12 protein-coding genes are annotated in these 13,785 nt (G+C 71.4%); 6 read left to right on the top strand and 6 right to left on the bottom strand.

Annotated features, from left to right (window positions below; genetic code table 11):
- The 3 genes from ACFWBT_RS35990 to ACFWBT_RS35980 all read left to right on the top strand — a co-directional run.
- On the top strand, positions 1-237 hold a 237-nt coding region (locus tag ACFWBT_RS35990; protein ID WP_385707165.1), incomplete at its 5' end, for a hypothetical protein.
- Between the two features lie 75 nt (positions 238-312).
- Positions 313-1,281, top strand: a complete 969-nt coding sequence (locus tag ACFWBT_RS35985; protein ID WP_385707164.1) for an aldo/keto reductase — start codon at positions 313-315, stop codon at positions 1,279-1,281.
- A 593-nt stretch (positions 1,282-1,874) separates the two neighbouring features.
- Positions 1,875-3,923: a ricin-type beta-trefoil lectin domain protein gene (locus tag ACFWBT_RS35980; protein WP_385707163.1), complete on the top strand. Its 2,049-nt coding sequence runs from the start codon at positions 1,875-1,877 to the stop codon at positions 3,921-3,923.
- 174 nt (positions 3,924-4,097) lie between these two features.
- Here ACFWBT_RS35980 and ACFWBT_RS35975 read toward each other — a convergent pair whose 3' ends face one another.
- Together ACFWBT_RS35975 and ACFWBT_RS35970 are read right to left on the bottom strand one after the other, a co-directional pair.
- On the bottom strand, positions 4,098-4,874 hold the full coding sequence (locus tag ACFWBT_RS35975; RefSeq protein ID WP_385707162.1) for a DUF4232 domain-containing protein: 777 nt from the start codon (positions 4,872-4,874) through the stop codon (positions 4,098-4,100).
- 144 nt (positions 4,875-5,018) lie between these two features.
- On the bottom strand, positions 5,019-6,404 hold the full coding sequence (locus ACFWBT_RS35970) for a serine/threonine-protein kinase (RefSeq protein WP_385707161.1): 1,386 nt from the start codon (positions 6,402-6,404) through the stop codon (positions 5,019-5,021).
- Between the two features lie 46 nt (positions 6,405-6,450).
- Between ACFWBT_RS35970 and ACFWBT_RS35965 the strand changes: the two genes are divergently transcribed.
- Positions 6,451-7,002, top strand: a complete 552-nt coding sequence (locus tag ACFWBT_RS35965; RefSeq protein ID WP_385707160.1) for an RNA polymerase sigma factor — start codon at positions 6,451-6,453, stop codon at positions 7,000-7,002.
- Between the two features lie 174 nt (positions 7,003-7,176).
- On the opposite strand, the gene ACFWBT_RS35960 is transcribed toward ACFWBT_RS35965, so the two are convergent.
- From ACFWBT_RS35960 to ACFWBT_RS35950, 3 genes are read right to left on the bottom strand one after another with little or no spacing between them, the layout of a single operon-like run.
- On the bottom strand, positions 7,177-8,526 hold the full coding sequence (locus tag ACFWBT_RS35960) for a jacalin-like lectin (protein ID WP_385707159.1): 1,350 nt from the start codon (positions 8,524-8,526) through the stop codon (positions 7,177-7,179).
- 28 nt (positions 8,527-8,554) lie between these two features.
- Complete coding sequence (locus ACFWBT_RS35955; RefSeq protein ID WP_385707158.1) at positions 8,555-9,934, bottom strand: glycoside hydrolase family 43 protein; 1,380 nt, start codon at positions 9,932-9,934, stop codon at positions 8,555-8,557.
- Between the two features lie 28 nt (positions 9,935-9,962).
- Positions 9,963-11,369 carry a glycoside hydrolase family 43 protein gene (locus tag ACFWBT_RS35950; RefSeq protein ID WP_385707157.1) on the bottom strand — a complete coding sequence of 469 codons (1,407 nt, stop codon included), beginning with the start codon at positions 11,367-11,369 and terminating at the stop codon, positions 9,963-9,965.
- Positions 11,370-11,671: 302 nt separating this feature from the next.
- Between ACFWBT_RS35950 and ACFWBT_RS35945 the strand changes: the two genes are divergently transcribed.
- On the top strand, positions 11,672-12,163 hold the full coding sequence (locus ACFWBT_RS35945) for a hypothetical protein (protein ID WP_385707156.1): 492 nt from the start codon (positions 11,672-11,674) through the stop codon (positions 12,161-12,163).
- A gap of 42 nt (positions 12,164-12,205) precedes the next feature.
- On the opposite strand, the gene ACFWBT_RS35940 is transcribed toward ACFWBT_RS35945, so the two are convergent.
- Positions 12,206-12,421: a dodecin gene (locus ACFWBT_RS35940; protein ID WP_266764246.1), complete on the bottom strand. Its 216-nt coding sequence runs from the start codon at positions 12,419-12,421 to the stop codon at positions 12,206-12,208.
- Between the two features lie 217 nt (positions 12,422-12,638).
- On the opposite strand from ACFWBT_RS35940, the gene ACFWBT_RS35935 reads away from it, so the two are divergent.
- Positions 12,639-13,785 (top strand): extracellular solute-binding protein (locus ACFWBT_RS35935; protein WP_385707155.1); only part of this gene is annotated, 1,147 nt, incomplete at its 3' end.

Here is a 13,785-nt window from a genome sequence, read left to right as displayed (position 1 = left end):
GGGACCAAGGAGCTGACCGAGCTCTACGCGTCCTACTTCTCCGCGGGCGGCGGGATCCCGCTCAAGCTGTGCACCGTGACCGAGGACGGCACCCGCAGCGCGTTCGAGTACATCTGCGACCGCTGGGGCGACACCGAGCTGCCGCCGCAGCCGGGGCTCACCGTCTGTGCCCGGGGAGGCGATGGCCTGATCGCGTCGGCGCGGGTGTACGACGACGTGGAAGCCCCCGTGGAGTAGGGCTGCGAGGTCCTCGTGGCGGGCAGAGTCCTGTCCTCGGATCTCCCCCCCACCGGCACGAGAGCAGGAGTGAGCATGGAGTACGTGAAGCTCGGTTCGACGGGTCTGGACGTCTCCCGGATCTGCCTGGGCTGCATGAGTTTCGGCCTGCCCGACCGAGGTGTCCACGAATGGACCCTCGACGAGGAGGCCTCGCGACCGTTGATCCGCCAGGCACTGGAGGCCGGGATCACCTTCTTCGACACCGCGAACGTGTACTCCGACGGCACCAGCGAGGAGATCGTCGGCCGGGTGCTCGCCGAGTCCGCGCGCCGCGACGAGATCGTCATCGCCAGCAAGGTCCACGGCGCGATGCACGAGGGCCCCAACGGCCGTGGCCTGTCCCGCAAGGCGATCATGACCGAGATCGACCACAGCCTGCGCCGTCTCGGCACCGACTACGTCGACCTCTACCAGATCCACCGCTTCGACCCCGCCACCCCCGTCGAGGAGACGATGGAGGCCCTGCATGACGTGGTCAAGGCGGGCAAGGCCCGCTACATCGGGGCGAGTTCGATGTACGCCTGGGAGTTCTCCAAGGCCCAGTACACGGCCACGCTGCACGGCTGGACCAGGTTCGTCTCCATGCAGAACCACTACAACCTCCTCTACCGCGAGGAGGAGCGCGAGATGCTGCCGCTCTGCGCCGACCAGGGTGTCGGCGTCCTGCCGTGGAGCCCGCTGGCCCGCGGTCGGCTCACCCGCGACTGGGACACGGCCACCGCACGCAGCCGCAACGACGAGTTCGGCCGCAACCTGTACCAGGACGGCGACCGCGAGATCGTCGACGCGGTCGCGCGCATCGCCGCCGAGCGCGAGGTGCCGCGCGCCAGGATCGCGCTCGCCTGGCTGCTGCGGCAGAGCACCGTGACCGCACCCATCGTCGGAGCCACCAAAGCGCCGCACATCGACGACGCGGTCGCCGCGCTCGACGTGGTGCTCACGGACAAGGAGACCGAGGAGCTGGAACAGCCGTACACGCCCCGGGCGATCAGCGGTCACTGACGCCCCGCCCGCCGGCACCGCGCCGGCCGTCGTCACGCCCGCCGGCACCGCGCCGGCCGTCGTCACGCCCGTCGGGCCGCGACGGCCGGCGCGCCGATATCGGCTTCGTGGCGCGCGGCACGGACGGTGGAGAGGGACGCGTGAACGACCTGAATATCGTGCGGAATGGCGCTCGGATGAGCGCGTGAGAGCGCTCCCATTGTGGAGAGTTCGGGACGGATGGCAGGGCCATGGGGTTTCCGAATTCCTATTGGCGCGAGCTTGACTGACATTTGGTCAATATCCGGGGCCGCGCCGTATTCGGAGAAAATCCGGGATCGCTTGTTCCGGATCACCGCCCTGTGCAAAGGTGGGCGTTGTCTGCGTGCAGACAATAGTGGCTTCGTTCTGCGCGCGTACGGCGCGCCCGTTCCCTCCTCGCCCCGACGGGCCGCCAGAGGTGGTCGTTCGCGGCGTGACCCCCCATGGGTAGACCTCCCGGCCAGGTCGGGCGGTCTACAAACCCATTGGTATGGACTAATTGCCACGCTACCTTTGGGAGGAAAGCGGACGTGAATGACGGAACGCTGTCTCATTCATCGGACCCCGGCCGCATGTTCGAGGTCTCGGATGAGCGGCTCGCCGCCGAGCTGAGGAAGAACCCGGGAGGCACACCCGCGAACTATCCCGTCGGGGAACTCCTGGACCGCCACTGGGAAGCGGTGTTCTCTTACGCGCGGCTGTGCACCGACGGCGTACGTCCCGCGGGAATGCTGACCACCGCCTCATTCACGCGCCTGTTCGGGGATTCGCTGCATCAGGGCGGGCCGAGCGCCGCGTGGCGGCCCCAACTGCTCGTCACCGTCCGCCGCATAGCCGCCGAGTGGCTCATGGACCAGCGGCGCGAACTGCTCGACCCCGAACTCCTCGCCGACGCGGACCGCGAGGACCGGGCGGCCGCGCGGCTGCTGCCGCCGGAGGGCAGGCGCCTGCTGTCCCGCGCCTTCCAGCGGCTGCCCGAACCGGCCCGCTGCCTGCTGTGGCACGGGGAGATCGAGGCCGAGCAACTGGAGCTCCCCGCAGCTCTGTTGGGACTCTCCCCGGACGAAGCGGTCGTCGAACTGGAGCGGTCCAGGGAGCGCCTGCGCGAGGGGTGCCTGGAGATCCACCGTGAACTCGCCCCGAGCGAGGAGTGCCGCCGCTACCACCGGATGCTCGACGTCTCCTTCCGGCGCGGCGGCGTCGATCTCGACCCGGACCTGCGGCGCCACATGTCCCGATGCGGCCACTGCCGTGACGCCGCCGACCAGTTGAACCAGTTCAACGGCGTCCTCGCCGTCCCGCTCGCCGAGGCCGTCCTCGGCTGGGGTGCGCCCGCCTATGTGGGTGCACGCCAGGCGCGGGCCACGGCACGCGCGGAGGCGGCGGAAGCCCCGGGGACCGGCCGGGGTGCCGAGGGCGCGGATCTCGCGGGGGGAGCGGCCGCCGCCGGGAGCGGGCGGACCGCCGAGCACGACCCGATCGTCGAGTACCGGCCCGAGACCGACGCCGTACGCCCACCCGGCCTTCCCCCGCGCACACCGCCGAACGCTCCGCCCACCACCACCGACACCCCGACCCCGGCCCACGACGCGACCGCGCAGCACCCGGCCGCCCCGGCCCGCCGGGGCGCGCCCACGCCCGACGGAGGCCCCCGCCCCTCCCGCCGAGCCGCGCCGCTGTCCGGCGCGGGCAGGCGCTCGTCCCGCAGGGCCGCGCCGCACAAGGCACCCCGGCGCGCCGCCCCGCACCGTCGCAACGTCGCCCTCGCGGTGCTGACCGTCGGCGCACTGATCCTGGTCCCGCTGGTCCTGTGGGCGGCCGATCAGGGCTCCGACAGCGGGAGCGGGACGGCCGACGCCAACGCCACCTCGGGAAAGCCGAGTCCGGGTACGAACCCGTCCTGGGCCGGGTCCGACAAGCAGGCGGACGGCACCGTGCGCGGCCGGCTGCGCAACGCCGCGACCGGGCTGTGCGTGGGCGTCGCCGGGCAGAAGCCCGCGAAGGGCGCGGAGACCCGGCTCACCTCGTGCACCTCGGAGTCGGCGATGGAATGGTCGTACACGGAGGACGGGCTGCTGCGCGACGCCGCCCACCCCGACCTGTGTCTCGACTCGCACCTGGGCTACTCCGTCCAGCTCGCCCCCTGTCCCGGCACGTCGCGGCCCGGCGCCAAGAACGTCCGCTACGACTTCACCCTCCGGGGCATGCTGGTGCCGCGCCGGAACCAGGACCTGGCCCTCGCCCCCGCGGCGGCTAAGGGCGAGTCGGCGCTCGTGCTCAAACTCCGCAAGGACGAGCCGGTCCAGCGCTGGAGGCTCGAGACCCCGTCGCCCTCGCTCCAGCTGGAAGTCGTCAACTGGGACTCCTCGCACGGTGGCGGGACGGCCTCCACCACCCCGGAGCCCACGTCCTCGACGGCACCGGCACCCGCCGCGCCCCGGACGCCCGCCGTGACACCGTCGACTCCGGAGCAGGCCACGTCGTCCGCCGCCCCGCGGGACGACTCCTGCTCCTCCTCCTACGACTCCTGTCACTGGGACGGCGGTGACGGCTCGGACCGGGACGGCGGCTACGGCACGGGCTCCGGTGTCGGCACGGTCGGCGGCGGAGGCCGCAGGTGACCAGGTGACCAGGTGACCAGGTGACCAGGTGCGCCCGGCGGTCCCGTGCCTTCGCCCGTCAGGCCGTCGTGGTGTCCGGGGACGCGCCCGGTGCCGATGAACGACGGGCCCGGTCTCCCTCGTAGGCACTCCGGAAGCCGGCGAGGTGGCTGGGGCGGCCTCGCGGGCCGGACGTCAGGTGCCGCTTCCGGCGCGGACGACCGTCAGGGAGACCGACGAGGAGTTGCCGGACACGGGCACCTTGCCCTGCGTCCACCTCACCGTGAGGGAGTCCCTCTCGTCGGGCGGCGTGACGATCAGGGAGGCGGGCGTGGCCGTACGGGCCCCGCTGATCGCCGGGTTGGAGAAGGTCAGGCCCGACCACGCGCTCCGCCCGGGTGTCAGCTCGACCGTCGTCGGCGTGCCCGAGGACCGCCGCGGGTCGGGGCCGAGCTGTTTGCCGGACGCGTCGACGAACGCCGCGCCGGGGTAGCCCCGCACGGTGCAGGTACGCCCGGAGCGGTTGGTCAGGACGATGGGGAAGTTCTCCTGCCCCGCTCCCGGGTCGTTGCCGCCGACCGAGGCGCGGAGCTCCGAGGTGTGGCAGCGGCGGCTTGCCGCGGCGTTCCCCGCGGAGGCCGGGGCCGAGGCGGATTCCGAGGCCGCCCCCGTTCCCGTTCCCTTTCCCGTCTCCCTCGACGGAGCGCTCTCCGCCGGGCCGGACGGTCCGGCGGAACGGGCACTCGCGCTCGTGTCCCCGGAAGCCGGTTCGGCCGTGCCGGGAAGGTTCTGCGGCGAGCGGTTCGGGGTGCCGTCGCCGCAGGCGGTGAGCAGGCTCAGCAGCGCGGCACCCGCGAGCAGCGCGGCCCGCCGGGCGGCGGGTGAACCGCGGTGCCCGGCGGGTGGGGCGCGATGCGCGGACACCTCGTCGGGCCGGTCCGTGTCCGCCACCGAGCGCCGGAAGGTCGACATGTCACCACTCCTTGGGTCGCTCCGCACGGGCTCCTCGCCCGTGCGCACGGCGCGTTGTGCCCCGTCACCACTCTCCGATGCGCCCCGGGACCGAAAAGTTCGCCGGACCGGACGACGAATTCCGGCGGGTGCGCCCGCCCAGGATCAGGCCTTGACGCGTACGGAGCCGATGACGTCGTCGGCCGTGTCGTCGTGGCCGCTCTCCTGGCGGATCTGGATGTAGACCTGAGGCTGTCCGGCGCCGCCCGCCGGGGTGAGCGCCGCTTCGGTCAGGGACCCGTTCCCGCCCGGGCAGGCGTCCCAGGTCCGTATCAGCCCGCGCCAGCGCGCACCGGAGTAGGCGCGGCTGCCGGCGTAGTGGCATCCGGCGTGCGTGATCGCGCGGACCCCGCCCGTCACATCGCCGTGCTCACTGAGTCCGACGAAGGCTCCGTCGACGCCGGAGCCGAGGTCCTGCCAGCGCGCCAGGTGGTCGGCGACGGCGAGACCGGGTTCCGCGCCGTCATCGAGGCCCAGCGTCCCTGGATTCCATCCGGAGTCGCGCAGCTGCCCGCCCCAGGAGGCCGGCACCTCCACCGTGACCCGGCCCGTGCCGTCCTCGACCCGGAGGGTCTTCGCGGCGGGGTCCCGGGTCACCAGCAGCGCGGTGGCGCCGACCGCGCAGGCCAGGAGGACGCCGGTCAGTACCGTCAGCGCGGTGCGCCGACGACGCGGGGACCGGGGCACGCCCCCGTCCGAGGCCTCCTCGACGAGCCGGTCGAGCTCCGCGGCGAAGGCGGCCGCGGTCGGCCAGCGCCGCTCCCGGTCGGGTTCCATGGCGCGCAGCAGCGCCCGCCGGACGTCGGGGCCGAGGCCCGTACGGAGCCGGTCGGCCCGTTCGACCTTGCCCGGCGGGCCCGGCACCGAGCCGGTGACGAGGTGGTGGCCGAGGGCGCCCAGGCTGTACACGTCGGCCCGCGCGTCGATCCCGGAGCCGGGCCGGGCCTGCTCGGGCGGGGTGTAGCCGGCCGTACCGGCCGCCATGGTGAGTCCGGAGGCCTGGGCCAGGCTCTTGGCCAGTCCGAGGTCGGCCAGCAGCACCCGGTCGGCTCCGCCGGGCGAGGTGCGCAGCAGCACGTTGGACGGCTTGATGTCGCGGTGCACGATCCCGGCCTCGTGCAGCGCGGCCGCGCCTCGGGCCGCCAGGGCCGTCAGACGCAGCGCCTCGGCGACGGGCAGCGGTCCGGCCTCGATCCGGTCGGCGAGGGTGCCGCCGTCGGCGTACTCCATGACGAAGTAGGGCCTGCCATCGGGGAGTTCGCCGATGTCGTAGACCTGCACGACCCGGTTCGAATCGGCCTTGCGCAGCAGCCGGGCCTCGGAGAGGAACCGCTCCCGGATGTCCAGGCGGTCGATCCAGTTCTCGGAGAGCACCTTGACCGCGACGCTCGCGTCGAGGACGTCGTCGTGGGCGAGCCAGACCACGCCGAAACCACCGGCGCCCAGGCGCCGCTCCAGACGGTAGCGGCCGATCCGCTCCACGGAGTGCATGCGACTATCATGCCTGGCCTCCGATCGACACCGAGGGGAGCGCCCGGTGCAGGAACAGGCCGAGACCGAGGAGTTGGCCCTGCGGGCGGCGGCCGGTGACGGGGCGGCACTCGACGTGCTGCTCCAGCGGATCCGGCCCGAGGCCGTGCGGCGGTGCGGACGCTTTCTGCCCTGCCGCGAGGACGCCGAGGAGGCGGCCCAGGACGTCCTGCTCCAAGTGGCCCGGAGGATCACCACGTTCGAGGGCCGCAGCCGCTTCAGCACCTGGCTCCACACGGTGGTCGCCAACTGCGCCCGGCAGAAGTACCGCGAGTTGAAGCGCCGCGCGGCCGAGCGGCCCGAGGAGATCGACGCCGGCCGGTACGCCGATCCGCGCACCACGAGTGTCATCGCGGGTTCCCGGATCGACCTCCTGGAGGCGCTGGAACGACTGGAGCGCGAACATCCGCATCTAGTCGCCCCGTTGGTCTACCGCGACATCTGTCAGCTGGAGTACGCGGAGGCCGCCGAGCGCGTCGGTGTGCCGCTCGGCACGCTCAAGTCCCGTCTGTACGAGGCGCGCAGAAAGGTCAGACCCTGGCTGTCCGACGTCATCTGACGGTCGGGCCGGCGGTCGGTCTGTCGGTTCAGGTCCGTCGCGGCCCGCGCGCGGGGTGACCGCGTGCCGTGCCCGTGGCGTTCCGTCAAGTCGCTTTGCCAGTGCGCGAGTTGGGTGGAAGACCCGTCCCCGCCGGGTCCGGCGATCAGCGGGGACGGGTTCGGAGGCGTCCGGTCAGCGCCGGGTGTAGATGACGCCGATCTTGTCGACCTCGGTGCCCGAGCGGCCGTGGAAGCCGGCGATCTGCCCGCCGGTGGGCGCGGTGCGGGTCACGCAGTCCGACGTCGTCGTGCCGCCGGCCAGGCCGCGGCCGAGGTTCGTGGTGAACTTCGCGTAGAAGATCCGGGTGTGACTGTCCTTCACGCCCTGGCACAGCTGGACGGAGGTGATGTACTCACCGCTGCCCAGGGTCAGCGAGGCGGCGGTGCCGCCCGTGCCGCCGTGCGCGAGCGTCGTGCCATCGCTCAGGGTCAGCCCCATCCGGTCGACCCGCGCGCCGCTGCTCAGTGAGACGGTGGTCGCGCGGGCGCCGGCCGGCACTTTGGCGATGTCGTTGAAGTGGTCGCCGTGCGGCCCGCCGAACTGGTCGCTGAGCTGGAAGTCCGGGTTCCGTGACCAGCTGAACGCGGCGGTGATCGGGTCGTGGTCGGAGAGCATCAGGCCGTCGGTGGTCAGGAAGCGCGCGTGCTCGTTGCCGTAGCCGGTGGCGTCGAGCGTGACGAGCTTGCTGCCGCGGTAGAGGATCTTGTCGACGACCTCACAGGTGTCGGGCACGGTGGCGCCGCTCTGATCGCAGACGAGCGCGTCGCTTCCCTTGGCCGGCGGGGTGCCGCCGCGGACGAGCCGGACCCAGGCGTCCGTCAGACCGTTGGCCGCGGCGAACTCCGCGATGGTGTCGCCGGAGCGGGTGTAGCGGGTGTTCGTGTCGCCCATGACGACGACGGCGTTGCCCGCCGAGTGCGTGCCGATGAAGGCGGTCAGTTGGTCGAGGTTGTCGGCGCGGGCGGCGAGATCGCCGTCGCTGGTGCCCGCGTTGGTGTGCACGTTGTAGAAGTCGACGTAGACACCCTCCGCGAGCCGTTCCCGCATGAAGGTGAAGCCCTTGGGGGTGAGACAGTCGCCGGAGTCGATCTGGCAGGCGTTCCAGCCGACCCGCTCGAAGTCGTCGGTGTCGTAGGAGATCTTCGAGAGGGTGTTGAGGCCGCTGCCGATGCCGGCGCCGCCGCTGGTGGGGGTGCGGTGGGGGTGCGCGGTGTCGGCCGCGTACAGGTTCGCGTGGTAGTTGAAGTCCTCCTCGACATGGACGATGTCGTAGGGGGCGATGCGCCCGCCGATCGTCGTGGTGCTGGACCCGCGGGGTGTCGGCGCGCTGGAGATGCCGTCGGGCAGCCCGGCGACGTTGTAGGTGAGCACGCTGAAGGTGCCCGAGTCGGCGGCCGCGGCGGGGGGCGCGGCCGCGGTGAGGCCGCCGAGGACGGCGGCTGCGGCGGCCGCAGTGGCGAGAAGTCTGCGGAGAGGGGACATGGGGGTGTCTCCTGAGGACGAAGGGGCGTCAGAAGCCGACGGAGAAGGTGGCGTCGGCCTTGTCGGTGGAGGTGGAGATCGGGTCGATGCGCAGCACGTAGTCCGCGTGCCTGAGGTAGCGGTCCGGGTGGCTGGAGGAGCGGAAGGACGACCACGACGTGTCGGCCAGACCCGCCGTCCGGTAGAAGGTGGCGTCCTGCGCGAAGGCCGTGGTCCCGTCGTTGACGGCGAGCGTCATCTGGTAGTTGCTCTGCCGCAAGTAGCGCGTCGGGTAGTTGACCGAGCGGAACGAGACGCCCGCCGTGTCGGCGAGTCCGGGCACCAGCGTCCACTGCGCGTCCGCGTACGGGTCGAAGGGATACTCGTCGATCCGGCCGACGTAGTCGGAGTGCCGGACGTAACGCGCCGGATAGTTGTAGGACTTGAGCCGGTTCCAGGCGGGAGCGCCCCACTTCGCGAGGAGGTTGTCGTACTCCGTGGTGGTGATCGGCTGGATGCTCCCGTGCTTGGAGTTGAGCGGCTGTGTGTAGAGCCGCTGGTCGACCGGGGTCCAGGTGCCGCTCGCGAGGTCGGCGGACCGCCAGGCGTAGAACACGCCGTTCGGTGTGTAGGTGTCTCCCCAGAGGAACCAGATCCCCGTGGACTGGGACTTGACGAGGATCGGGGCCTCGGTGCCGCCGTGCGCGACCGGCGTGCTGAACACGGTGAAGCTGCCGGGGTTCAGGGACGACGACCTGGCGCCCACCAGGGTCTGGTCCTTCTTGAAGTACAGGTAGTTGACGCCGCCGACGCCTACGGCGAGATCGCCGTCGATGACGTCGTAGCCGGGGTCGAAGAAGACCTGCGCCGCCGACGCCGTCACGAAGTCGGTCGTGTAGTTGACCATGATGACGTTGTGGCCGCTGGAGTCGACGGCGGAGTAGATGATCCCGTACTGGCCGCGGCCCGCGTCCCAGTACGCCTCGGGCGCCCAGCTGTGGGTGGCCATGTCGTGCAGTCTCAGCCGGCGGTAGCCGCTGAAGGACCGCAGATCGGCCGAGTCCCAGACGTGGATGTACTGGCTCTGCAGACTCCAGTCGGTGCCCTTGAGGTCGGTGGCGATCACGACGAACGTGCCGTTCTGCTTGCGCAGGACGAAGGGGTCGCGCAGACCGCCGGTGCCGCCCGTCGGTGTCACGACGGGCTTGTTCTGGTTCAGCGGCGTCCACTGGAGGGAGTCGGTGCTCACGGCCAGATGCAGGCCGTAGTCCGCTCCGCCGAAGTTCGGTGACTCGGTGAAGTAGCCCATCACATAGGCGGTTCCGGCCGCGGCGCGGGCGGCCGGGGAGCCGAGGGCGACGGCGGCGGTGAGGCCTGCCATCGCCCCCAGAGCGACGCGCCGGGACGGCTGAAGGGGACGGTCGTTCATGGCGGTCTCCTCGTTGCTCGTACGGGGGTCAGGCCCAGGCCGTGACGGGGGCGAAGGAGCTGTCCTGGCGGAAGAGGGCGGTGCCGTCGGCGATGTCCATGCGCAGCTGGTAGTTGTAGTGGCGCAGGTAGTGGCCCGGGTAGTTGTACGACTCGAAGCGCAGGGAACCGCTCGACGTGCCCGTCCGGGCGATGAACGTGGCGTCCTTGGCGAACGTCGCCGTCCCGTCGTTCGCGTCGAAACGGCCGCGGAAGTCGTAGTGCCGCAGATAGTTGCCGGCCGCGTCCCGGAAGGAGCAGCCGTTCGGGTCGGCGAGGCCCGCCACGACGGTGAAGGTGGACGCCTGCTTCTCGGCGGCGGTGCTGGAGGCGGTCACCACGGGGAGGTTGAGCAGCGCGGACTGCTCCTGCCAGTAGCGGGTGGTGTAGTTGCCCGACCGGAAGGACCGGGTGACGCCGGTGGCCAGGGCGGTCCCGCCGGAGACCGTCTCCTTGATCACGGTGAAGTGGCGTGCGGTGCCGGAGATTCCCGGCAGCTTCTTCGGCGCGCTCCAGGTGGCGAACGTGTCGTAGCTGTCGCTGCTGTAGTAACTGCCGTCGCCGTAACCGTCGAAGAAGATCCGCCATCCGCCGTTGTCGAGCTGGATCAGCGCCGGCCCTTCACGGGTGCCGCCCCAGCCGGCCCAGTCGCCGGTCCGCCGGATCGTGTACGGGCCGGTGAGGGCGGAGGCGGTCGCGTACTCGATGTACTTCGTCGTCTCGTTCTTGGTGAACGCGTGGTAGGTGGATCCGGTCTTCACGACGAAGGTGTCGATGTGGTTCGCGCCGATGCCGGTGAGCGCTGTCGGTGCACTCCACGCGGTCAGTGCCGAGTTGGTGGCCTTCAGCAGATAGGGCGTGAAGATCCACTCGTCGCTGGTGAGCGAGCAGGACACGATGATGCCGACGCTGCCGTCGCTGTCCACGAACCATTCGGGCGCCCAGGCCCGCGACAGACCCGCGACCGGGACCGTGTAGTCGTACAGGAAGCTCCAGTTGACCCGGTCGGCGCTGCGGGCGAAGCCGATGGTCGTGCTGACGTCCTGCCAGGTGTGCGTGGTGTAGGTGACGTAGTAGTAGCCGTCGGTGTGCTTGAACACGCTGGCGTCGCGGATCCGGTTGCTCGGCGGCGTGTACGCGGACGCCTTCAGCAGCCGGAAGTCGGTCGCGTCGTCCGACTCGTAGACGTTGACGGTGCCGTCGTCGCTGTTGAGGAACGGCACGATGGTGTAGCGGGTGGCGTAGCCGCGGGCGGGTGCCGCGGCGGCGGCGGCGGTGCCGAGCGGCCCGGGCAGCTCGCCCAGGGCGAGAGCGACCGCGGGCAGGGCGGCCAGTGCGCGGAGCAGGCTCCGGCGGGACGGCCGCGGTGGGTGCGGCGCGGTGTCGGGTGTGGTCATGTGCGGCTCTCCTCGGATCGGTCACGGGGCCGGCGAGAGGGGGTTCACCAAGATGGGAGGGGGGTTCACCTGGACCTCCGCATGCCGAAGAGCGGGGCGGTGGTGTCCCTCCGCCACCCCTCTCCTGTTCGAAATACCGAATGCTGTGCGACATGCTGTGCGAGGCATTACGGTAAGGGCTTGCTGGGTGGTGTGAACAGGGCCTGTCGAGGCGGAAGTTGAGCGCGTTCTCGCGCGGGGCCGGGCCTGTGACACGAACCGCTGTCGGTGTGCTGTCGGTGCCGCTGTCTAGGCTGGTTCGCGTGAAGGAACAGAGCAGCAGGCCACTTGCCGTGTTCGACCTGGACGGCACGCTCGCGGACACCGCGCACCGACAGCGGTTTCTGGAGCGTGAGCCGCGTGACTGGGACGCGTTCTTCGCCGCGGCGCCCGAGGACCCGCCGCTCGCGGAGGGTGTCGCGCTGGCGCTGGACGGCGCGCGGGAGTGCGAGGTGGTCTATCTGACCGGCCGTCCCGAGCGCTGTCGGCGTGCCACCGTGGACTGGCTGGCCGCCCAGGGTCTGCCCGAGGGGCGCATCTGGATGCGGCGCAACGACGACCGCAGGCCCGCCCGCCGCACCAAACTGGAGATCCTTCGCCGATTGGCCCGCGACCGGGAGATCCGGGTCCTCGTCGACGACGACGAACTCGTCTGCGAGGACGCGGAGCGGGCCGGCTTCACGGTCGTACGGGCACGATGGGCGGCCACGTCGGCGGCACTGAAGGACGCGCAGGAGCGGGAGGGGCGGACCTGAGGGGGTTCTCGGCGGGTGCGGGACCCGGGGGAGAGGGTCGTGTCAGTCGGCGTCCTCCAGCCGGAAGCCGAGCTTCAGGCCGACCTGGTAGTGCTCGATCTGCCCGTTCTCGATCTGGCCCCTGACCTGCGTGACCTCGAACCAGTCGAGGTTGCGCAGGGTCTGTGAGGCCCGGGTGATCCCATTGCGAATGGCCTGGTCGACGCCTTCATGGGAGGTCCCGACGATCTCGGTGACCCGGTAGGTGTGGTCGGACATGCGGCTGCTCCTCTCCGCCGTGGCGCGAGTGCCAGGCGTCATTCCACGGTGCCCCACCGCGAGGCGCTCCGCGAGACGGCGGGGGTGGCCCGGGTGACGGGGGCCCTTGACGGAGCCGATTGGTCCATACCAAACTCCAGACACCCGTGCGAGTGACCGGCTCGTCCCCCCATGTCGGGCCCCTTGCCCCTGTCCGCAAGACAGAACAGGACCCCTCGTGAAACGTCGCCTCCTCGCCGTTGTCTGCGTCACGGCCTCCCTGCTCACCGCCTGCGGCGCACTGCCGGGCAGTGGCGCGCAGCGGCGGACCGTCACGGTGTGGCTGATGAAGGACAGCGCCTCCAAGGAATTCCTCAAGCGGTTCACCGAGGACTTCGAGGAGCGGCACGGCGACCTCCGGCTCGACATCCGCATCCAGCAGTGGACCGGGATCGGCGAGAAGGTCCAGGCGGCCCTGAAGGCGGAGGGTGAGGCCGTGCCCGATGTCATCGAGGTCGGCAACACCCAGGTCGCGCAGTACGTCGACGGGGGCGGTCTGAGCGACCTGACCCTCGAGTCGATGCGCGACTGGGGCATGAACGACTGGCTGCCGGGCCTCGCCGCCCCCGGACGGATCGACATCGGCCAGTTCGGCATCCCCTGGTACGCCGCCAACCGCGTCGTCATCTACCGCAAGGACCTGTTCGCCGGGGCCGGCATCAAGCAGCCGCCGAAGACCCGCGAGCAGTGGCTCGCGGACACCGAGCGGCTCAACACCGGTGGAAACCAAGGCATTTACCTGGCCGGTCAGGACTGGTACACCCTCTCCGGATTCATCTGGGACGAGGGCGGCGAGCTCGCCGAGGAGTCGAGTTCCGGACACTGGGAGGGCGCGCTGGGGACACCGGCCGCCCTGCGCGGCATGGACTTCTACCGGCGCCTTCAGGCGCTCGGCCATGGGCCCGTGGACGCCGACGAGGAACACCCGCCGCAGTCGGGGGTGTTCGCGAAGGGCCGGGTCGCGCAGATCGTGGCCGTGCCCGGACTCGTCCAGGCCATCGAGCGGACGAACCCGGACCTCAAGGGCAAGCTGGGCTTCTTCCCGGTCCCCGGCAAGACGGCCGCGGCGCCCGGCGCGGTCTTCACCGGCGGGTCCGACCTCGTGGTGCCCAAGAACACCGACGACCGCGCCGGCGCCACCGCCGTCGTCTCCGCCCTCGTCGGCGCCAAGTGGCAGACGGAGCTGGCCCGGACGATGAACTACGTGCCCAACAAGACGAAACTCGCCGACGCCGTGTCGGGGGGGGGCCGGGGGGGCGGCCAGGCGGCGGGGGGCGCCCACCGCCCGGGCCCCCCCCCCCCCCCCCCCGGGGGCCCCCGCCCGG

The sequence above is a fragment of the Streptomyces sp. NPDC060027 genome (assembly GCF_042737005.1).
In the GTDB taxonomy this organism is placed as follows: Bacteria; Actinomycetota; Actinomycetes; order Streptomycetales; family Streptomycetaceae; genus Streptomyces.
The sequence above is the reverse complement of the archived record's forward strand: the minus strand, read 5'-3'. Positions and strand labels throughout refer to the sequence as shown.